The sequence below is a fragment of the Paraburkholderia sp. genome, assembly GCF_035948235.1.
Lineage (GTDB): Bacteria > Pseudomonadota > Gammaproteobacteria > Burkholderiales > Burkholderiaceae > Paraburkholderia.
In genome coordinates this window covers 1-21,005 of the sequence record NZ_DASZJJ010000066.1, presented here as the reverse complement: position 1 = coordinate 21,005, position 21,005 = coordinate 1, and the positions used below count along the sequence as shown (strand labels likewise).

Genomic DNA, 21,005 nt, shown 5'->3' with positions numbered 1-21,005 from the left:
ACCCGTCAGCGCGCCTGCGTCATCAAGCGTCTTTCGCAACCATATAACCGAGGCCGCGCACATTGCGGATCAGATCGGCGCCGAGCTTCTTGCGCAGCGCGTGGATATAGACCTCGACGGTATTGCTGCCGATCTCCTCGCCCCAGCCGTACATTTTTTCTTCGAGCTGGGTCTTGGAGAGCACCGCGCCGGGACGCGCGAGCAGCGCTTCGAGCAGCGCGAATTCGCGCGCCGAAAGCGCGACGGGTGCGCCGTCCTGGGTCACCTGATGCGAGGCCGGATCGAGCGTGATCGAGCCATGACGGATGGTGGAATCGCTGCGGCCCGACTGGCGGCGGATCAGCGCGCGCATGCGTGCGCCCAGTTCGTCGAGATCGAAGGGCTTGATGAGGTAATCGTCGGCGCCCGCGTCGAGTCCTTTGACGCGATCGGCGATGGCGTCGCGCGCGGTGAGAATCAGCACGGGCAGCGCGTTGCCGCGCGCGCGCAGCGTGCGCAGCACGTCGAGGCCGTCGCGCCGGGGCAGCCCGAGATCGAGCAGCATGAGGTCGTAGTTTTCGCCGCTGGCAGCGGACAGCGCGGCTTCGCCGTCCTCGACCCAATCGACCGCAAAGCCTTCGCCGCGCAGCGCCTTGCGTACGCCCTCGGCGATCATGCGGTCATCTTCGACTAGCAATATTCGCATCGTAGTAAATGGCTAAGCGGCGCCTGAGCGCCGCGCTTCATGGATGACGATGCTGCATTCTAGCGCCTCGCCACGGCGCTCCCTTTCAAAGCGCAGTCGGGCCGGGCACGCGAAGCTTGCAGGCACCCTGCGCTGGCGTAACCTTCGTCCACCTTTTTGCCAAACTTGCACCGATCTTGCGCCGATTTCTCGCCGACGACGCACGCACGCCGCGCGAGGTCTTTACAATGGGCGCTTTTGCGGCGCGCGGCGTCGCGATGCCGATTGCGCCCTTTCATATCCGTCGATTTTCAGACGGCGGCGCACGCATCGCGAAGGCAGCGCGACCGCGCGTTTCCCGCTTTTTTTGCCGCTATTTTCCGCGCCCGCGCGCGACCCTGCATGGGCTTTCGCGTGGCCCGTTTGTCCGATTGTTTGATTGCCCGCCCCAATTCAACGCTTTTTCATGCCGCCCGTTTCGCTGTCCAAACTACGCACTTTCCTTCGTCCTGGGCGTGCTGCTCGTGCCCCGCGTCCCCTTGCGCTCGCCCTCGCCTGCGCCGCGCTCGCTACGGCCTTCGCCGGCGTGCCCGCTGCCCAGGCGCAGCCCGAAGGCGCGCCGCGCCTGCCGGCCGTCAACGTCAGCACTGACCTGCCGCCAAGCGTGATGGCCGGACTTGCGCGCGCGCATGTGCCGCTGTCGTCGGTGAGCGTGGTGATCGAGAAGGTCGGCGACCGTCAGCCGAGCCTCGCCGTCAACGCGGGCCAGCCGATGATGCCCGCCTCGACGATGAAGCTCGTCACCACCTGGAGCGGCCTCGCGATGCTCGGCGCCGACTGGCGCTGGAAGACGAGCGCCTACACCGACGGCGAAGTCGATGCGAGCGGCACGCTGCACGGCAACCTCTACATCAAGGGCACGGGCGACCCGAAACTCGTGCCCGAAGAACTGATCGATCTCGTGCAGAAGATCCGTCAGGCGGGCGTCGCGCGCATCGAAGGCTCGCTCGTGCTCGACAAGAGCGAATTCGATCCGTCCACACGCGACCTGCCCTCGTTCGACGGCGACGAAAGCGCGCCCTATAACGTCGGCCCCGATCCGCTGATGTACGCGTTCAAGGCGCTGTCGTTCACGTTCTCGCCGTCGCGCGAAGGCGTGTCGATCGACGTCGTGCCGCCCGTCGCGCAATGGCAGATCGACAACCAGATTCATGCGCGCGCAGGTTCGTGCGGCGGCATGCTGCCAAGCCCGCAGGTCACGCCGGGCGCCAACGGCCTCGTGACCGCCAGCTTCGCGGGCAATTACGCAATGCGCTGCGGCGAGCGCACGCTCAACATGGCTGCGCCCGTCGATCATTCGACCTTCTTCGCGGACGGTTTCCTCGCGCTCTGGCAACAGGCCGGGGGCACCTTCGCGGGCACCACGCGCGAAGGCGTAGTGCCGCCGCGCGCGCGTCTGCTGGGCGTGCACCAGAGCCCGCCGCTGGGCGACGTCGTGCACGACATCAACAAGTTCAGCAACAACGTGATGGCGCGCAACCTGTTCCTGACGCTTGGCGCCGTGGAAGGCAAGCCGCCCGCGACCACCGCGAAGTCCGCCACCGCCGTCACCACCTTCCTGCGCCGCAACGGTCTCGCCATGCCGGAACTCGTGCTCGACAATGGCTGCGGCCTGTCGCGCGAAGAGCACATCAGCGCGCTGTCGCTGGCAAGCCTGCTGCAGACGGCCAACGCCAGCCCGGTCGCGCAGGTGTTCATCGATTCGCTGCCGATTGTCGGCGTGGACGGCACGATGCGTAACCGCCTCACCAACGCGGGCGTGGGCGGCAATGCGCACATCAAGACCGGCACGCTGCGCGACGTGCGCGCGATCGCGGGGTATGTGGCCGCCGAAAACGGCACGAGCTGGATCGTCGTGAGCCTCATCAACGATCCGCACGCTGAAGCCGCGCGCGCCGCGCACGACTCGCTGCTCGAATGGGTCTACAAGGGCATGCCGGAGGAAGCGCCGGTCTACGTCGATCCGCATCCGAAGCGCTCGACCAAAGCGTCGCGCGCGGGCCACGCGTCCAAGCCGGTTGGGCACGTCGAACGCGTCGATTACAAGGCGACGGCGAAAAAGAAGAAACACGCCGCACATTGAGTGCGATAAGCCAGGAATGCGCGGCGACCGTGTGAACGCCGCGCATTTTCCCGCATTTTCCAACTGCCGGCTTTTGAAGCTCTGATACCTCTTCAGAGCGCTCAAACGCCGCGCAAAACCGCCGCGACGAATCGGCTCGCGGCGTCCCCCTTCGAAGTTTTCCTCTAGCAAAGCCCCGAGCGTCACGTGCGCGAGGCGTGTACCCTGACGGGCACAGTCCGTGCAGCGCGACATACAAATCCTACGCGCGCCGGCGTCCGCATCAGACGGACAACAACGAGACAACACCGCCGCGCTGGCCGACCAGCGCCGCCCACGGGACAGGAGGACGACGTTCGTGCAGTTCGACGCTGAATGGCTGCTGCTCGCGCTCGCGCCCGTGTTTCTTGCCTGCATCGGCTGGGAAGCCTGGCATCTCGCCCGCACGCGCCCCGGGGCCGCGCTCTACAGCTGGCCCGACACCCTCTGCAACGCCGCACTCGCGCTCATGCATCAAGGCACTGACAAGCTCGCCTGGCTCGTCGCCATTCCCGTCTATGCGTGGGTCTACCGCCACTGGCGCATCGTCGACTGGCAGCCGGGCTGGATCGCGTGGCTGACACTTTTCATCGCCCAGGACCTGCTCTACTACGTATTTCACCGCGCGAGCCATCGCGTGCGCTGGCTGTGGGCCGCGCACGTCGTCCATCATTCGTCGGGATGCCTGAATCTTTCCACGGCGTTCCGTCAGAGCCTCATGTATCCGGTCGCCGGCATGTGGGTCTTCTGGATTCCGCTGGCCGTGCTCGGTTTTACGCCGATGCAGATCGTCGGCATCGTGCTCGTCAATCTCGCCTTCCAGTTTTTTGTCCACACCCAAGCGATAGGCAAACTGGGCTGGCTCGAATACATCATCAACACGCCGTCGATGCATCGCGTCCATCACGCGCGCAACGACCGCTATATCGACCGCAATTACGCCGGCGTGCTGGCGATCTGGGATCGCCTGTTCGGCAGCTACGTCGAGGAAGATGCGCACGAGCCGCCGGTGTACGGCATCGTCAAGCCGCTCAATAGCTACAACCCGCTCAAGGCGAGCTTTCACGAATGGATCGCCATGGCGCACGACTGCGCCCGCATGCCCGATACGCGCACGCGGCTTGCTGCGCTGTTTGCGCCGCCCGACTGGTGCGCGCGCCACGATGCGCCAGGCATGCAAGCAACCCAGACTGCGGTGACGGAAAACAACACCGAGGGTGACCTCGGGTCGCGCAAGACCTGAGAGATTGCGTAGGCTAATGGCCACAGCCCGGGGATCTACGCAAACAACAATAGCCATGCAAAAGCAGTGGCAAAACGCGACGCGAGGCCGGCGTCGCGCAGCAATCTGCATAGGCTACGGACGGCAACAACGCAGTGGCAACACCGGCCACACACAGAGGAGATGAAGTGAATATGAAGCACCAGGCACCGAGACACCGTACGCTGCTGCGCACCACCCAGATCGCCCTTGCGAGCGCGGCTTTCGCGCTCCTCGCCGCATGCGGCGGCGGCAGCAGCGGCGACAACAACAACGCGAACACCACGCCGCCTTCGGGCACCAAGCTGCAAGTCGTGACATTCGGCACCAGCCTGTCCGACGCGGGCACCTATTCCGCGCAGATCACGCCGGGCTTCGGCGGCGGGCGCTTCACGACCAACCCGGGTGAAGTCTGGGCGCAGAAGGTCTCCGAATACTTTGGCAATACGCTCAGCCCCGCCTTCGAAGGCGGCTTCGGCTTGCCGCTGACGGCCACCGGCGGCCTCGACTACGCCCAGGGCGGCGCGCTCGTCGCCACCGGCGGCGTGAGCAACACCAGCGTCGCGATTCCCGCAGCCAGCCAGCAGCCGCTCACGTGGCAGCTCCAGCAATATCTGGCGCAGCACGGCAGCTTCAACGCGAACCAGCTGGTGCTCGTCGAAGGCGGCGCGAACGAAATCCTCGGGCTGGTGGAAGACAACAATGCGGCGGGTCTGACGGCATTCGGCACGGCGCTGGCGGCCAGCTCGTTCTCGACGCAGCTCACCAACACGACGGTGCAGCAGGCCATCGTGACGCAACTGGTTCAGGGGGGCTTCACGACGGCTCAAGCCCAGGCGCTGTTCCCGGCGGCCCTGCTGCTCCAGATCATCAAGGCGGATACCAACGCGAGCACCGACTTCGCCTCGATCCTGCCGATCCTTACCGCCGCGGGCCAACTGGCTAATCTCGTCAACACGCAGATCGTCGGCACGCCGAAGGTGGCTGTCGTGACCGTGCCCGATATCGGCAAGACGCCGGCCGCGCTTGCCGTCGATGCAGCCGTGAAGGCAACGCCGGGTTCGGCGAGCGCGCCCGATCAGGCGCTGTCGCTCATCACGGCGGCGTACAACCTCACGCTCATCCAGGGCCTTTCGACCTCGATCGCCGCGAAGAAAGTCGTGCTCGTCGATACGTATTCGTGGCTCGACCAGTCGATCGCGAATGCCGCAAGCCTGGGCTTCAGCGTGACGAACACGGCGACGGCGTGCAACCTGACGCAGATGCAGCAGAACGCGACCAGCTACGCGCTGGCCAACCCGTCGGTGCTGGGCCTGCCGTCCGGTACCTCGCAGACGGTGATCAACGCCGCAGCGGCCGTGTACGGCGCGCAGTTCGCGTCGTCGCTGTTCTGCTCGCCGCAGACGCTGGTGGCCGCCAACGCGCCCACGACCTATATGTTCGCGGATCAGGTGCACCCGACCACGGAACTGCACGCGCAGTTCGCCTCGTACGTCGAGACGCAACTGGCTGCGGCTGGTATCGGCAAGGCACCGCAGTAAGCCTCGCCAAAGCAAAACACCCCACGCGCCTCGCGGCCGTGGGGTGTTTTTTATTTCGGAGCGGAAAAACCGCGCGTCAGTCCTGCTGCTGCTCGAACGCCGCCGCTGCGCGGCCAAGCCGGTCGTTCACGGCAATCCACTCGATGGTTTCGGGCAGCTTTTCGATGAGGATGCGCGAAACGTTCGCCCGATCGAGCGCACGCAGCAGGCTGTAAAGCTCGCGAGCGTAGATGTGCGGCTCTTCCGGCGCGGCCACGAAATGCACGTTCGGCGCACTCGCCCACGCCTGCGCGCGCGAGACCCGCGCCACCAGCGCGACCGTTTCGCCCGCGTCGCGCGCGGCGGCCAGCATCGGCTCGAGCGCCTCGAACGGCAGCAGCGCGAGCGGCGTGCGCGGCGCGTAGTGCGCCTTGAGCGTGCCCGAAGCGCGCGGCGCGGTGGCGTCCGAGCCGTCGGGCAGACGCGGCGCCTCGCCCAGCACGCGCGCGATATCGTGCGGACTCACGTGGCCGGGGCGCAGCAGCGCCGGGAAGCCACGCGAGAGATCGAGAATCGTCGATTCGATGCCGACGTCGCACGCGCCGCCGTCGAGCACATGCACCGCCGCGCCGAACTCATCGCGTACGTGCTGCGCCGTGGTCGGGCTGACGTGACCAAAGCGGTTCGCCGAGGGCGCCGCGACGCCGCCATGACCGCCGCGCCGCTGCGAGAACGCCGCGAGCAGGCGCTGCGCGACCGGATGCGACGGGCAGCGCAGCCCCACCGAATCCTGACCGCCGCTCACCGCATCGGGAATGCGCGCGTGGCGCTTGACGATCAGCGTGAGCGGTCCCGGCCAGAAGGCATCGACGAGCTTTTGCGCCGCTTGCGGCCATTCGGCGGCCCAATACGTGGGGTCGCCGCCCGGCGGCAGATGCACGATCACCGGATGATTGGCGGGGCGGCCCTTGGCGGCATAGATGCGCGCGACGGCGTCGGGCGAGGCCGCGTCGCCGCCGAGGCCATAGACGGTCTCGGTAGGAAACGCGACCAGTTCGCCCGCGTCGAGCAAAGCGGCGGCCTGCTCGATTTCGGCGTCGGTCGGATGCGGATCGGACATATTGCGGTCCAATTTCAGCTCGTGGCGATGTGCAGCAGGCGCGCGCAATCGCGTGCGGCCGTGCGCGCTTCGTCGAGCGTGGGCGCGGTGAAGTTCACGTGGCCCATCTTGCGGCCCGGGCGTGCGTCTTCCTTGCCGTACAGGTGCAGGCGCGCGGCCGGCATCGCCGCAACCTGATCCCACGGCGGCGTGATGGGCGCGGCGCCCTTCTGGGCTTTCGCTTCACCCGCGCCTGCCGGGAACCACACATCGCCGAGGATGTTGAGCATCACGGCCGGCGAGTGCTGGCGCGTGTCGCCCAGCGGCATGCCCGTCATGGCGCGCACCTGCTGCTCGAACTGGCTGGTGGCGCACGCATCGGTCGTGTAGTGACCCGAGTTGTGCGGACGCGGCGCCATTTCGTTGGCGACCATCGAGCCGTCTTCGAGGATGAAGAACTCCACGCACAGCACGCCCACATAGCCAAGCTTCGCGGCGATCTGCAGGGCGGCCTGCTGGGCCTGCTGCACCAGCGCGTCGCCAGCATCCGGCGCGGGCACGATGGTGTGCGAGAGCACGCCGTTGCGGTGCGTGTTCTGCGCAAGCGGATACACCACCGCCGCACCGTTCGCGCCGCGCGCAATCAACGCGCTCACTTCGAACTTGAGCGGCAGGCGCTTTTCCAGCACGCAGGGCACGCCGCCGAGCGACGCATGCGCCTCGCGCACTTCCTCGGCGTTGGTTACGCGAATCTGGCCCTTGCCGTCGTAGCCCATGCGCGCCGTCTTCAGAATGCCGGGCAGCACGTCGGTGAGCGTCTTGTCGTCGATGGCGGCCAGCGCCTGCGACGATTCGATCACCACGTGCGGTGCGACCGGCACGCCCGCCGCGGCGATAAAACGCTTTTCGGCGATGCGGTCCTGCGCGACGGCCACGCATCGGCCGGCGGGACTCACGAAAGTGGATTTGGCGAGCGTATCGAGGCTCGCAGCGGGCACGTTCTCGAATTCCGTCGAGATCGCGGCGCACAGGCGCGCGAGTTCGGTGAGACCGGCCTCGTCGTCGTAGGCGGCGCAGATGTGGCGGTCGGCCACGGCGCCCGCGGGGCTGGTCGCGTCGGGATCGAGCACGGCGACGCGATAGCCCATCGCCTGGGCGGCGAAACAGAACATGCGGCCAAGCTGGCCGCCACCCACCATGCCCAGCCAGGCGCCGGGCAGGATCGGTGAAACCGGAGAATTGTCAGGAGTCATCTTCGTGGTCGGTCACGGCTGGCCGCGGCGCGTGGGGGTGCGTCGCGCGGACCAGACCGGGGTTTAACGTCGACGGGGCGCGCGCACAGGGCGCTACGCGCAATGCTGATGCAGATCGAAGCGCAGATCAAAACGCACATCAAATGCACATCGCGCGCCGCCCGCGCCGACGGGGGCGCTTACAGCGCCGGCAACACCATCGCATGCGCCGCTTCGTTCTGGCGCACGCGGAAAGCCGCGAGCTTGTTCGCGTATTCAGAGTCGGTCACGCTCAGCATCGAGACAGCGAAGAGCGCCGCGTTGGCCGCGCCCGCCTCGCCGATGGCGAAGGTCGCGACCGGCACGCCCTTGGGCATCTGCACGATCGAGTGGAGCGAATCCACACCCTTGAGGTACTTGCTGACCGCCGGCACGCCGAGCACCGGCACCGTGGTCTTGGCCGCCAGCATGCCCGGCAGGTGCGCCGCACCGCCCGCGCCCGCGATGATCGCGCGCAGGCCGCGCTCGCGCGCTTTTTCCGCGTACTCGAACATCTCGTCGGGCATGCGGTGCGCCGAAACGACCTTGGCCTCGTACGCAACGCCGAACTCCTGCAGGATCGCGACTGCGTGCTTCATCGTGTCCCAGTCGGAGCTGGAGCCCATCAACACGCCGACGAGCGGCGCGGCGTGCTGGTGGGCGGTCTGAACTTCGCTCATTGTGCTTCCTTCTTCCCTCTAATTACGTGACGTCGCTTCAGGCCAGCTTCAGGCCAGCTTCTGGCCGGTCAGACGCTCGAGCGCTTCCTGATACTTGGCCGAGGTCTTTTCGATCACTTCGTCAGGCAGCTTCGGCGCCGGCGGCTCTTTCTTCCAGTCCTGGGTTTCGAGCCAGTCGCGCACGAACTGCTTGTCGAACGACGGCGGGTTCGAGCCCACCTGGTACTGGTCAGCCGGCCAGAAACGCGACGAGTCGGCAGTGAGCGCCTCGTCCATCAGGAACAGCTGGCCGTGGTTGTCCAGACCGAATTCGAACTTGGTGTCGGCGATGATGATGCCGCGCGTGGCCGCGTAGTCGGCGGCTTCCTTGTACAGCTTGATCGAGATTTCCTTGATCGTGCGCGAGAGTTCGGTGCCGATGCGGCGCTCCATCTCGTCGTACGTGATGTTCTCGTCGTGGTGGCCCATTTCGGCCTTGGCTGCCGGCGTGAAGATCGGCTCGGGCAGCTTTTGCGCGTTCTGCAGGCCTTCGGGCAGTTGCACGCCGCACACGGCGCCGGTTGCCTGATAGTCCTTCCAGCCGCTGCCGGCCAGATAACCGCGCACCACGGCTTCGACGAGAATCGGCTCGAGGCGCTTCACCACCACGGCGCGGCCCTTGACCTGTTCGACTTCGTCGGCGGCCACAACGCTCTCGGGCGCCACGCCCGTGAGGTGGTTCGGCACGACGTGCTTGAGCTTTTCGAACCAGAAATCGGCCATCTGGTTGAGCACCTCGCCCTTGCGCGGAATCGGCTCGCCCATGATCACGTCGAACGCCGAGAGGCGGTCGGTCGTGACGATCAGCAGCTTGTCGGTGCCCACGGCATAGTTGTCGCGGACCTTGCCGCGGCCCAGAAGCGGCAGCGAGCGGAGCGTGGATTCGTAGAGGGTAGACATCGTCGTGATTCGCTAAAAAGACAGTTCGAGGACTATCGAAACAGAAGACTGAATCCCGGCCTGCGAGGCAAGCTGTAGGCGGAATTCTGAAGGTATTGCGAGGGTAAACCAAAAAGCACGTCGCCGTCCCCCAAAACAGGCGGAAGCGGCGACGTTTTTGTCTCGCCGCGGGTGCGTGGCAACCATCCCATGCACCCGCAGATCAAGCCGACTAAGCGTGAACTTAGCGCGAATTAACGCACGATCTGCGCGAGTTCGCCCGACTTGTACTTTTCGGCGATCTTGTCGAGCGAGACCGGCTTGATCTTGCCAGCCTGGCCTTCGCAGCCGAACGCGAGGAAACGGTCCACGCAGACCTTCTTCGCGGCTTCGCGAGCCGGCTTCAGGTAGTCGCGCGGGTCGAACTTCGACGGGTTCTCGTACATATAGCGACGGATCGCGCCCGTGATGGCCAGACGCAGGTCGGTGTCGATATTGATCTTGCGCACGCCGTGACGAATGCCTTCCTGGATCTCCTCCACCGGCACGCCGTACGTTTCCTTCATATCGCCGCCGAATTCGCGGATTTCAGCCAGCAGTTCCTGCGGCACCGACGACGAACCGTGCATGACCAGGTGCGTGTTAGGGATGCGCGCGTGGATTTCCTTGATGCGCTGGATCGACAGGATGTCGCCCGTGGGCTTCTTGGAGAACTTGTAGGCGCCGTGCGAGGTGCCGATGGCAATCGCCAGGGCGTCGCACTGGGTCAGCTTGACGAAGTCGGCAGCCTGCTCCGGATCGGTCAGAAGCTGCTCGCGCGTCATGGTGCCTTCCGCGCCGTGACCGTCTTCCTTGTCGCCCATCAGCGTTTCCAGCGAGCCGAGCACGCCCAGTTCCGCTTCGACCGTCACGCCGATCGAGTGCGCCATTTCCACGACCTTGCGCGACACGTCGACGTTGTACTCGTACGATGCAACCGTCTTGCCGTCGGCTTCGAGCGAGCCGTCCATCATCACGCTGGTGAAACCGCTGCGGATCGCGGCCATGCAGACTGCCGGCGACTGGCCATGATCCTGGTGCATCACGACCGGGATGTGCGGGTACGACTCGACCGCTGCTTCGATCAGGTGGCGCAGGAACGGCTCGCCCGCGTACTTACGCGCGCCGGCCGAGGCCTGCATGATCACGGGCGAGCCGACCTGGCTGGCCGCTTCCATGATCGCCTGAACCTGTTCGAGGTTGTTCACGTTGAACGCGGGCAGACCGTAGCCGTTTTCAGCCGCGTGGTCGAGCAGTTGACGCATTGAAACGAGAGGCATTGTTGCTACTCCTTTGATTTGAAACGAATTGCTTCGTGCCGCCGGCCGTCTTGCGCAGCCGGTCGAGGGCGGCCTGGCAGCCGCCTCCCGCGTGCTCGTCGCGGGCTCAATAACGTGATTTTATCGCGAAGCGACTGCAATTCCCGCGCCGAAACGCGTAACTGGCATGAAATTGGCGTATCGGAACGTCAATTCGGCGAGAAGATGCAAAAAGGATTGACAGCCCGCGCGTGAATTGACCTGCGCAGATGCCGGAATTGCGGGGATTTGCCTCGATTTCACTGCGATTATGCAGACATCTAGCACCGATCTGGCGCCGATCTGATACCAATGTGATACCAGTCGACGCCAGCGGTGTTTCTACTGCGGCTACATCGATAAGTTACAGAACATCGCCCACACGCACGATCTTCAGCGTGTTGGTGCCGCCGGGCTGGCCCATCGGCTCGCCGACGGTCAGCACGACCATGTCGCCGCGCGCTGCGTAGCCCTTGCTCACCACCACTTCGATCGCCTGCTGCAGCGCCGTGTCGCGGTCGCTGCTGGTGTCCAGATGCAGCGGCGTGACATTGCGGTAGAGCGACATGGCGCGTTCACTGCCTTCGCGCGGCGTGAGCGCGAAGATCGGCACGTGGGTCCAGTGACGCGACATCCACAGCGCGGTCGAGCCCGATTCCGTCAGCGCGACAATCGCCTTGGCGCCCAGATGGTAGGCCGTGAACAGCGCGCCCATGGCGATCGACTGGTCGATGCGCGTGAAGGTGCGGTCGAGGAAATCCTTGTCCAGCTCGGATTGTTCCGACTTTTCAGCTTCCACACAGATCGCGGCCATCGTTTCGATGGTCTGCACCGGATACTTGCCCGCCGCCGATTCGGCCGACAGCATCACGGCGTCGGTGCCGTCGAGCACTGCGTTGGCGACGTCCGAGACTTCGGCTCGGGTGGGCACCGGCGCGTGGATCATCGACTCCATCATCTGCGTGGCCGTGATGACGAGCTTGTTGGACTCGCGCGCCATGCGGATCATGCGCTTTTGCAGCGCGGGCACTGCCGCATTGCCGACTTCGACCGCGAGGTCGCCGCGCGCGACCATGATGCCGTCCGACGAATCGAGAATTTCCTGCAGCGCCGGAATCGCTTCAGCGCGCTCGATCTTGGCGATCATCTTCGGCTTGATGCCGTACGGTGCGCCCGCGATGTTGGCGAGCTGGCGCGCCATTTCCATGTCGGTGGCGTTCTTCGGGAACGACACGGCCACGAAGTCCACACCGAGCGACATCGCCGTGCGGATGTCCTCCATGTCCTTCGCGGTCAGCGCCGGCGCCGTGAGGCCGCCGCCCTGACGGTTGATGCCCTTGTTGTTGGACAGCTCGCCGCCGATCTTCACGACCGTGTGAATTTCGCTGCCGATCACGCGCGAGACGTCGAGCACGATCAGGCCGTCGTTGAGCAGCAGCACGTCGCCCGGCTTCAGGTCGCGCGGCAGGTCCTTGTAATCGAGACCGACGCGCTCGTCGTTGCCGAGTTCGCATTCGGCGTCGAGGATGAACGGCTGGCCCGGCTCAAGCAGGGTCTTGCCGTTCTCGAATTTGCCGACGCGGATCTTCGGGCCTTGCAGATCGGCCATGATCGCGACTTCACGGCCGGCCTGACGGGCGCACTCCCGCACAATTTCGGCACGCTGACGGTGGTCGTCGGCGGTGCCGTGCGAGAAGTTGAGGCGCACCACGTCCAATCCTGCGCGGATCATTTTCAGCAGGATGTCCGGCGTGCTGGAAGCCGGACCGATGGTGGCGACAATCTTGGTGGCGCGATGCATGAGTCTCCTCGTCTGGATAGGATCGCTGGGAAAACCGTTACTGCGAGAAGTGCTGGCCGGCTGCGCTGCAGATGCAGCGTGGCCGTGACGCGCACCGGACATATCCGGCGTCGCTTTCTTGGAGGGCGCCGCGACGGCCGATTCGACTGGCTCGACCGGTGCGGCGTTACTTTCATTCGTTTGCGCCGACGAAGCTACGGCTGCGGGCGTGGCTGTGCGCCCTTCAGTGCCGGCTTGCGGCGTCGCCGTTGTCGCGAGCGATTCAGCGGTCGCTGCGCCAGACGGCGTCAGTTCGGTTACGAGTTCAGTTGCTGGCACGGCTTCTGCCACGGCAGCGGGCGTCGCGTCCGCCCGCGCCGTGCCTGAAGCGGCTTGCCGGGGCGCTGCGCGCCCCTTTTGTTGCGCGGCGGCCCCGGCTGCGGCGCGCTGTTGCGCGTTCGCACGAGGAAGCTTGTTGGTGGCCTTCCCGGCCGGGGCGCGCGGCGCCACTTAACCAGCCGCCCGCGTTTCGAGCACTTCGACTGCCGGCAGCTTCTTGCCTTCGAGGAACTCGAGGAAAGCGCCGCCGCCGGTCGAGATGTAGCTCACCTTGTCAGCAATGTTGTACTTCGCGATGGCTGCGAGCGTGTCGCCGCCGCCGGCAATCGAGAACGCGCCCGAATTGGCGATGGCGTCCGCCAGCGTCTTCGTGCCGTTGCCGAACTGGTCGAACTCGAACACGCCAACCGGGCCGTTCCACACGACCGTGCCGGCCTGCGCGAGCTGCGCGGCGAGCGCATTAGCCGTGACCGGGCCAATGTCGAGGATCATGTCGTCGTCGGCCACATCGGCGACGTTCTTGGTTTCGGCCTTGGCCGTCGGCGAGAATTCCTTGGCCGTCACCACGTCGGTCGGGATCGGCACCGAAGCGCCACGGGCGCGCGCGGCGTCGATGATGGCCTTGGCGTCGTCGACCAGATCGGCTTCGGCAAGCGACTTGCCGATCTTCAGGCCCGCGGCCAGCATGAACGTGTTGGCAATGCCGCCGCCAACGATCAGCTGATCGACCTTTTCGGCCAGCGACTTGAGGATGGTGAGCTTGGTCGAGACCTTGGAACCAGCGACGATCGCCACCAGCGGGCGCTTGGGCGCGCCGAGCGCCTTGCCGAGCGCGTCCAGTTCAGCCGCCAGCAGCGGGCCGGCGCAGGCGATGCCCGCGTACTTCGCGATGCCGTAGGTGGTGGCTTCGGCGCGGTGCGCGGTGCCGAAGGCGTCGTTCACGTAGATATCGCAGAGCTTGGCCATCTTCTGCGCCAGCTCGTCGGAATTCTTCTTTTCGCCCTTGTTGACGCGGCAGTTTTCGAGCAGCACGACGTTGCCCGGCTCGACGTTCACGCCGTTTTCGACCCAGTTCGCGATCAGCGGCACGTCGCGGCCAAGCAGTTCGGCCAGACGCTTCGCAACCGGCGCGAGCGAATCTTCGGGTTTGAATTCACCTTCGGTCGGGCGGCCCAGGTGGGACGTGACCATGACGGCCGCGCCCGCATCCAGCGCGGCCTTGATGGCCGGCACGGAAGCGCGCACGCGGGTGTCTTCGGTGATGTTGCCGTGGTCGTCCTGCGGCACGTTCAGGTCGGCGCGGATGAACACCCGCTTGCCCTTGAGCTTGCCTTCGGAGATCAGATCGGAAAGACGCAGAACCTTGTTCATGGACATGTCATCTTGATGGTGGGAAGGCGGTGACAAGACGATGCAGGTCCGCGGGCCGCGAGGTCAATGAAGCATTTCCTCAGGCAGCCAGGGCGGCGAAGGCGCGACGGGCGCGGCGCGGGATCCACGCAGCAGCCGTCTCCTGGCGCTGGCGCGGGTCGCTTGCTCGGCGCTCGGCACGAGCCGGCATCGAATTGCGAGATCGGTATTTTAGCCGATAGCCAGGATGATCTGAGGCGTGCTTCGGCGAATGTCCCGTATTTGGGAGAACGCTGAGTGCGAAGCTTACGATTGTGCAACGCAGCATGACGTTTGACGTTTGCGCGCGGATGGTGAATGGCCGATCGGTCCGTGGATGCCCTCCAATCCGTCGCGAAGGCGCACCGAATCTGCCCGGAACGCCCGCCGAGCGCGCCCGCGAGCGCGCTCGGGCCGTGTAAATGACGTTAGAATGATCCTCTTTGCCGGGAGCGGGCCAGACGGCAGGCGCAACGCGCCTCGTTACCGGCTCTTCGCAGCGCATTTTGTTCGTTTAATCACCGTTTTCACTGCACTCGCCTGGAGAATCGTATGTCAATGGCCGACCGCGACGGCAAGATCTGGATGGACGGCAAGCTGGTGGACTGGCGCGACGCCAACATCCACGTGCTGACCCACACGCTGCACTACGGCATGGGCGTCTTCGAAGGCGTACGCGCCTACAAGACCACCACCGGGACCGCCATCTTCCGCCTCGCCGAGCACACCAAACGTCTGCTCAATTCGGCCAAGATCTTCCAGATGGACGTGCCGTTCGACGCGAAAACGCTCGCCGATGCCCAGCTTGAAGTCGTGCGCGAAAACAAGCTCGAATCCTGCTACATCCGCCCGATCATCTGGGTCGGCTCGGAAAAGCTTGGCGTGTCGGCCAAGGGCAACACCATTCACGTGGCAATCGCCGCGTGGCCGTGGGGCGCCTACCTGGGCGAAGACGGTCTGGCCAAGGGCATCCGCGTGAAGACCTCGTCGTTCACGCGCCATCATGTGAACGTGTCGATGGTGCGCGCCAAGGCCTCGGGCTGGTACGTGAATTCGATCCTGGCCAACCAGGAAGCCACGGCCGACGGCTACGACGAAGCGCTGCTGCTCGACGTGGACGGCTACGTGTCGGAAGGCTCGGGCGAGAACTTCTTCCTCGTCAACAACGGCAAGATCTACACGCCGGATCTGGCGTCGTGCCTCGACGGCATCACGCGCGACACGGTCATCACGCTCGCGCGCGACATGAACATCCCGGTGATCGAGAAGCGCATCACGCGCGACGAGGTCTACACCTGCGACGAAGCGTTCTTCACCGGCACCGCCGCCGAAGTCACGCCAATCCGCGAACTGGACAACCGCACCATCGGCTCCGGTTCGCGCGGCCCGATCACGGAGAAGCTGCAATCGGCCTTCTTCGACGTCGTGTCGGGTAAAAACGAGAAATACGCGCACTGGCTCGCCAAGGTCTGACGACCCGCGCGACCGCGCCCTACAGCTACACAGAGAATCATCCCCATGAGCGAAATCAAGGAAATGCCGCTGGTCGAATTGAGTGCCAAGGACCTGCCGGCGTACTGCCCGAACCCGTCGATGCCGCGCTGGAGCAACCATCCGCGCGTCTTTATCGACGTCACGCACGGCGAAGCCAAGTGCCCGTACTGCAGCACGCGCTACAAGCTGAAGGAAGGCGAAGTCGTTCACGGTCACTGAGCGGCCTGAACGTGCTTTAAAGCCGCATGGAGGGGCTTCTGCCCTGCGGCTTTTGACCCGTTTTTGATCGTCAGGCGGCCGGCGCTTTCAAGCGTGCGGCCGCGACTAAAATTTGGCATTCCCGAAGTTACCGCGGGCAATCCATCGCTGGCTGTGCGGCACGCCTCGTGCTGCGCGCACGGACCCGCTGCTCCCGACGCGCCCCGGCGCGTCTTTTCCCAACCGCGTTTCGCGCGCCGTCGCTGGCACCCTGTCCTGGGTCCGCGCCTGCCCGAAACCTATGCCTTTTTCCGGACTTTGAATCCTGATGCGCCGCGCGCTGGTAATTGCACCGAACTGGATCGGTGACGCACTGATGGCGCAGCCGCTTCTTTCGCGGCTCGTAAAACTGCATCCGCGTATCGAAATCGACGCGATTGCGCCCACCTGGGTTGCGCCCGTGCTCGAGCGCATGCCCGAGATACGCGACGTCTACGCCACCGACCTCGCCCACGGCAAGCTGCAACTGCTGCGCCGCTGGCAACTGGCCGCTGATCTGCGCGCCGAACACTATGACGCCGCCTATGTGCTGCCGAATTCGCTCAAGTCCGCGCTGATCCCGTGGCTCGCGAATATTCCGCTGCGCATCGGCTACACGGGCGAGAGCCGCTACGGCCTGCTCAACGTGCGCCACGCGAATCCGCCCAAAGACGAGCGCCCGCCGATGGTCAAGCACTACGCGGCGCTCGCCTGGGCGCCAGGCGCCAAGGTGCCCGACGATCTGCCGCTGCCGCGTCTCGAATCGGACCCGAACGAAGCGTCGCGCGTATCGGCGCGTTTCAATCTGGACACGCGCGTGCCGCTGCTGGTGTTCTGTCCCGGCGCCGAGTACGGCCCGGCCAAGCGCTGGCCGCCCGAGCATTTCGCGGCGCTCGCGCGCATGGTCGCCCAGTCGTTCCCGTACACGCAGATCATCGCGCTGGGTTCGCCCAAGGACGCCCCGCTCGCCCAGGCCATCGCCGATCAGGCGCCCAACGTGCGCAACCTGTGCGGCCAGACCGCGCTCGGCGAGGCCTGCGCGCTGATCTCGCGCGCCAGCGCCGTGGTCACCAACGACTCGGGCCTGATGCACGTGGCAGCCGCGCTGCGCCGCCCGCTGGTGGCGCTTTACGGATCGACGGATCCGCGCCACACGCCGCCCTTGTCTGAGCTTGCAAAGGTACAATGGCTGCATCTCGACTGTAGCCCTTGCTTTGCGCGCGAGTGTCCGCTCGGGCATCAGAAATGCCTGCGCGAACTCAGCGCAGAACAGGTTTTCGACGATTTGCGCGGCATGCTGGTCGCCCAGCGCTGAAGCACATCCCACGTTGCGCGCCGGCCACGGTTTGGCCACTCGAACAACGTGGATGTGCGGCACGCCACCGACGCCGCGCGTGGCTCGCGCGCCCAATCAGGTATAACGCGAGGTCTAACGCGGCATCGCAAACCGAAGCCAACGCCAACCCGCGCGCGAAGCGCATCAGATCAACGAGCCATGCCACGTTTTGCCCACATCTTCGAAGCCGCCGCGGACACCCTCAACGCGTACTATCAGGCCATCGCGGAGGTCAATATCGACGCGCTGATGGGCCTGTGGATCGACGAGGAGTTCGTGAGCTGCATCAGCGCCGAAGGCGCGCACCTGCACGGCCTCTCCGATATCCGCGTGGGACTCGCCACGCAGTTCACGGCGGCGCCGGTGTCGATCGAGCCGCTCGACATTCGCGTCTATGACAGCCTCGGCACCGTGGTGTACGCAATCGTCGAAGCCCACCGCCCGGTTGATCCGAATGCGATCCCGGCAATGGTCTTCACGACCTATGTGATGGTTCACGAACGCGGCGAATGGCGCATCGCGCACATCCACGCCAGCAAGATGCCCGACGACGCCGCCAGCCAGTTCTCGGCCAAGCTGCGCCACGGCCAGGGCGCGCTGCACTGATTCAAAACGCGCGTGCCGCTTGCAGACGGCCCCGCGTGTAGCCGAAAGGCACAAACAAGAAGTTACGCGGTAGCAAGAAGGGGAAGGCCATGAGCACGACTGGCGACGAAGCGGCTAATTTCGACACGGCGAGCGCAGTGACGCAACCTGCTGCCTGGCCCTCCCTCAACCTGCCTGACTCCGCGTATCGAGCGCCGTTCTGGCTGCCGGGCGCGCACATCCAGACCATCATCCCCGCGCTGTTCTCGCGCCTGCCGCTGCCCGTCTACCGGCGAGAGCGCTGGGACACGCCCGACGGCGACTTCATCGAACTCGACTGGGTCGATGCGCCGGCTTCGGCATCGCCCGACGCTCCGCTTTTCGTCCTGTTCCACGGCCTGGAAGGCAGTTCCGGCTCGCATTACGCCCGGGCGCTGGCCGCCGCCGCGACCGCGCGCGGCTGGCATGCCGTGATTCCGCACTTTCGTAGTTGCAGCGGGCCGATGAACCTGCTGCCGCGCTTCTACCATCTTGCCGATGCCGCCGAGGTCGACTGGGTGCTGCGCCGGCTCGCCGCGCGTCACGCCGGACCGCTGGTCGCGGCAGGCGTGTCGCTGGGCGGCAATGTGCTGCTGCACTGGCTGGCGCAGCAGCGCGAAGATGCGCGCATCGTCTCGGCGGCCGCCGCGATTTCGGCGCCGCTGGACGTGCATGCGGGCGGCAAGATGCTCGCGAGCGGCTTCGGCATGATCTACACGCGCAGCTTCCTCAAGACGCTCAAGGTCAAGGCGCTGCAAAAGCTCGACCAGTTCCCGGGCCTGTTCGACGCAAACGCCCTGCTGGCCACGCGCAACATGTACGAGTTCGACAATGTCGTGACCGCGCCGCTGCACGGCTTTCAGAGCGCGCACGATTATTGGACCCAGGCGACGGTGCGCCCGAAGCTCGGCGAGATCGCCGTGCCGACTTTGCTGCTCAACGCACGCAACGACCCGTTCCTGCCCGGCGAAGTATTGCCCGCGCGCCATGAGGTGAGCGCCGTCGTGGAACTCGATCAGCCCGAGGACGGCGGTCATGTCGGCTTCATGACCGGGCCGTTCCCGGGGCGCAGCGTCTGGCTCGCGCAGCGCGTGACGCATTACCTGTCGCCTCATTTACCCGCTTCTTCGCCTTCTTCTCATGGATGACATCGTCAAGCAGGCGCTCGCGCGCTGGCCCAACGTTCCGCATTGCACCGGCTGGCTGCGCCTGGACGGGCGCGGCCACTGGCGTCTGCGCGACGAAGCCGATCAGGCCCAGGGCGCCCCCGGCACGCCGGTGCGCCACGAAGCGCTGAACGCCTTCATCAACCGCAATTACGAAAGCGACGCCAGCGGCCAGTGGTTTTTCCAGAACGGGCCGCAACGCGTTTATGTGGAGCTGGAATACACGCCGTGGATCGTGCGGCTGATGAAGGCGACGGACGGCGCACTCAAGCTGACCGATCACACGGGCAACGCGTTCGATCCCGTAGCCGCCTACGCGGACGAGCAAGGCGGCGTGCTATTCACGAACGCGTCGGGCCACGTAGCGCTGCTGCACGACCACGATCTCGACGGTTTCGCCGAACACGCCACGCTCGACGACAATGGCGAGAGCGGCGTGTTCCACTGGCGCGCAGAGACCGATCTGCCGCTGCAAGCCATCGCGCGCGCAGAAGTCCCCGCGCGATTCGGCTTCATCCAGAGTCCCGAGCACAAGGAAAAAGCGGAAAAAGCGTAAAAGGCCGACAACACGACGCCTTGAACGCGCCGCTCAACCGCGATCTTTTTCTTCCGCACGCTCTTCCTTGTAGCGCGCCTCGAAGTCATGCAGGCGCGCGTCGATCGTCGACAGATCGTAGAAGCCGACCGCTTTCATATCGCGCGCCTCTTTCAACTGCCGGATCGCCGACGGCCACGCGCCATCGATCGCGAACTTCTCCGCGAGCGCGCGGCGCTGCGTGAGCTGATCGCCCATCCCTGCGCTCGCCTGCGCGAGGTACTGCCACCATGCCCCCTGCTGCGGCTCGGATTCGCTCTCGCGGCGCGCAAGCGCCTGCGCTTCCTTGAACCGGCGCGCGGCGATCAACGCCTGCAACAGGCTGTCGGTCGCCGCATGCGAAGCCGGCCATGCCGCATGCGCACTCTGCGCGAGCCGCACGGCATCGTCGTTGCGCCCGGCAGCGCGCGCGATATCGGCGGCGAGTACGTCGAGACTCGGCGAACTGCGCTGTTTGCTGCCGTCGCCAGCCTCGAATTGCACGAACGCCGCGCGTGCGCTCGCAAGCGACGCCTGCGCATCGTCGTAACGCTCCAGCTGCAATTGCGCGAAAGCGATGCCATACCAGTTCGCGGCCACATTGAGCGCGATACGGTCGTCGATTTCGGAGCGCAGCCGCGCAATCTCATCGATATATTCGCCGCGCGTGCGGTCCTGCAGCACCCGCACGCGCGCTCGCACAAAGCCGTACTCCGACGCCTGGCGCGGCTGCCGGTAAGGCGCGCGGCGCGCGCGATCCTGCATGTCGGCGATGCGCTCGCCGGTGAGCGGGTGGGTGCGCGCATAGGCCGGCGCGCCGGCATCGCCCATCGACGCGCGTTCGAGCCGCTCGAAGAACGCCACCATGCCCCAGGGGTCATAGCCCGCTCCCGCGAGCAACTGGAAGCCGACGCGGTCTGCCTCGTGTTCGGCGGCGCGCGAGAAGCGCAACTGGCTATCGACGGCGTACGCCTGGCTGCCCATCGCGATCGCACTGCCCAGATCGCCGCTGCGCGCCAGCACGCCCGCCAGAATGCCGAACAGGATGCCCGCGAGCGCCGTATAACCGGTGCGCTCGCTCTGCGACAGCATGCGTGCGATATGGCGCTGCAGGACGTGCCCCATCTCGTGACCAAGCACGGAAGCCAGTTCCGA

18 protein-coding genes are annotated in these 21,005 nt (G+C 65.6%); 9 read left to right on the top strand and 9 right to left on the bottom strand.

Going from position 1 to position 21,005, the window contains the following annotated elements; all coding sequences use genetic code 11:
- Positions 1 to 22 precede the first annotated feature (22 nt).
- The gene (locus VG320_RS04505; protein ID WP_103706346.1) at positions 23 to 685 is read right to left on the bottom strand and encodes a response regulator; all 663 of its coding nucleotides are present in this window, start codon (positions 683 to 685) and stop codon (positions 23 to 25) included.
- 445 nt (positions 686 to 1,130) lie between these two features.
- Here VG320_RS04505 and dacB point away from each other — a divergent pair, with 445 nt between their 5' ends.
- The 3 genes from dacB (at position 1,131) to VG320_RS04490 (ending at position 5,627) form a co-directional block, all read left to right on the top strand.
- The gene (dacB, locus tag VG320_RS04500) at positions 1,131 to 2,807 is read left to right on the top strand and encodes a D-alanyl-D-alanine carboxypeptidase/D-alanyl-D-alanine endopeptidase (RefSeq protein WP_327198946.1); all 1,677 of its coding nucleotides are present in this window, start codon (positions 1,131 to 1,133) and stop codon (positions 2,805 to 2,807) included.
- A 337-nt stretch (positions 2,808 to 3,144) separates the two neighbouring features.
- Positions 3,145 to 4,068: a sterol desaturase family protein gene (locus VG320_RS04495; RefSeq protein ID WP_327198945.1), complete on the top strand. Its 924-nt coding sequence runs from the start codon at positions 3,145 to 3,147 to the stop codon at positions 4,066 to 4,068.
- Between the two features lie 173 nt (positions 4,069 to 4,241).
- Complete coding sequence (locus VG320_RS04490) at positions 4,242 to 5,627, top strand: acylhydrolase (protein WP_327198944.1); 1,386 nt, start codon at positions 4,242 to 4,244, stop codon at positions 5,625 to 5,627.
- Positions 5,628 to 5,703: 76 nt separating this feature from the next.
- On the opposite strand, the gene VG320_RS04485 is transcribed toward VG320_RS04490, so the two are convergent.
- The 7 genes from VG320_RS04485 to VG320_RS04455 form a co-directional block, all read right to left on the bottom strand.
- Complete coding sequence (locus VG320_RS04485) at positions 5,704 to 6,726, bottom strand: L-threonylcarbamoyladenylate synthase (protein ID WP_327198943.1); 1,023 nt, start codon at positions 6,724 to 6,726, stop codon at positions 5,704 to 5,706.
- Between the two features lie 14 nt (positions 6,727 to 6,740).
- The gene (locus VG320_RS04480) at positions 6,741 to 7,958 is read right to left on the bottom strand and encodes a 5-(carboxyamino)imidazole ribonucleotide synthase (protein WP_327198942.1); all 1,218 of its coding nucleotides are present in this window, start codon (positions 7,956 to 7,958) and stop codon (positions 6,741 to 6,743) included.
- Positions 7,959 to 8,137: 179 nt separating this feature from the next.
- On the bottom strand, positions 8,138 to 8,656 hold the full coding sequence (gene purE / locus VG320_RS04475) for a 5-(carboxyamino)imidazole ribonucleotide mutase (RefSeq protein ID WP_133194364.1): 519 nt from the start codon (positions 8,654 to 8,656) through the stop codon (positions 8,138 to 8,140).
- 48 nt (positions 8,657 to 8,704) lie between these two features.
- Positions 8,705 to 9,595, bottom strand: a complete 891-nt coding sequence (locus VG320_RS04470) for a phosphoribosylaminoimidazolesuccinocarboxamide synthase (RefSeq protein WP_327198941.1) — start codon at positions 9,593 to 9,595, stop codon at positions 8,705 to 8,707.
- 233 nt (positions 9,596 to 9,828) lie between these two features.
- Complete coding sequence (fba, locus tag VG320_RS04465) at positions 9,829 to 10,893, bottom strand: class II fructose-bisphosphate aldolase (RefSeq protein ID WP_327198940.1); 1,065 nt, start codon at positions 10,891 to 10,893, stop codon at positions 9,829 to 9,831.
- Positions 10,894 to 11,275: 382 nt separating this feature from the next.
- Complete coding sequence (gene pyk, locus VG320_RS04460; RefSeq protein ID WP_327198939.1) at positions 11,276 to 12,712, bottom strand: pyruvate kinase; 1,437 nt, start codon at positions 12,710 to 12,712, stop codon at positions 11,276 to 11,278.
- Between the two features lie 489 nt (positions 12,713 to 13,201).
- Positions 13,202 to 14,401 (bottom strand): phosphoglycerate kinase, encoded by a 1,200-nt coding sequence (locus tag VG320_RS04455; RefSeq protein ID WP_327198938.1) that lies wholly within the window; start codon positions 14,399 to 14,401, stop codon positions 13,202 to 13,204.
- Between the two features lie 570 nt (positions 14,402 to 14,971).
- Here VG320_RS04455 and VG320_RS04450 point away from each other — a divergent pair.
- From VG320_RS04450 to VG320_RS04425, 6 genes are all read left to right on the top strand, one after another.
- Positions 14,972 to 15,892, top strand: a complete 921-nt coding sequence (locus tag VG320_RS04450) for a branched-chain amino acid transaminase (protein WP_327198937.1) — start codon at positions 14,972 to 14,974, stop codon at positions 15,890 to 15,892.
- Positions 15,893 to 15,937: 45 nt separating this feature from the next.
- A complete protein-coding gene (locus tag VG320_RS04445; RefSeq protein ID WP_327198936.1) occupies positions 15,938 to 16,132 on the top strand; it encodes a zinc-finger domain-containing protein in 195 nt (64 codons plus the stop codon).
- A 307-nt stretch (positions 16,133 to 16,439) separates the two neighbouring features.
- Positions 16,440 to 17,465, top strand: a complete 1,026-nt coding sequence (waaF, locus tag VG320_RS04440) for a lipopolysaccharide heptosyltransferase II (protein WP_327198935.1) — start codon at positions 16,440 to 16,442, stop codon at positions 17,463 to 17,465.
- Between the two features lie 180 nt (positions 17,466 to 17,645).
- Positions 17,646 to 18,092, top strand: coding sequence for a nuclear transport factor 2 family protein (locus VG320_RS04435; protein WP_327198934.1), 447 nt, complete (start codon positions 17,646 to 17,648; stop codon positions 18,090 to 18,092).
- A gap of 89 nt (positions 18,093 to 18,181) precedes the next feature.
- The gene (locus VG320_RS04430; protein WP_327198933.1) at positions 18,182 to 19,258 is read left to right on the top strand and encodes a hydrolase; all 1,077 of its coding nucleotides are present in this window, start codon (positions 18,182 to 18,184) and stop codon (positions 19,256 to 19,258) included.
- Positions 19,251 to 19,832 carry a DUF2946 family protein gene (locus VG320_RS04425; protein ID WP_327198932.1) on the top strand — a complete coding sequence of 194 codons (582 nt, stop codon included), beginning with the start codon at positions 19,251 to 19,253 and terminating at the stop codon, positions 19,830 to 19,832. The genes VG320_RS04430 and VG320_RS04425 overlap by 8 nt, the downstream gene beginning before the upstream one ends.
- A gap of 33 nt (positions 19,833 to 19,865) precedes the next feature.
- Here the strand turns inward: VG320_RS04425 and VG320_RS04420 are convergent.
- On the bottom strand, positions 19,866 to 21,005 hold a 1,140-nt coding region (locus VG320_RS04420), incomplete at its 5' end, for a M48 family metalloprotease (RefSeq protein ID WP_327198931.1).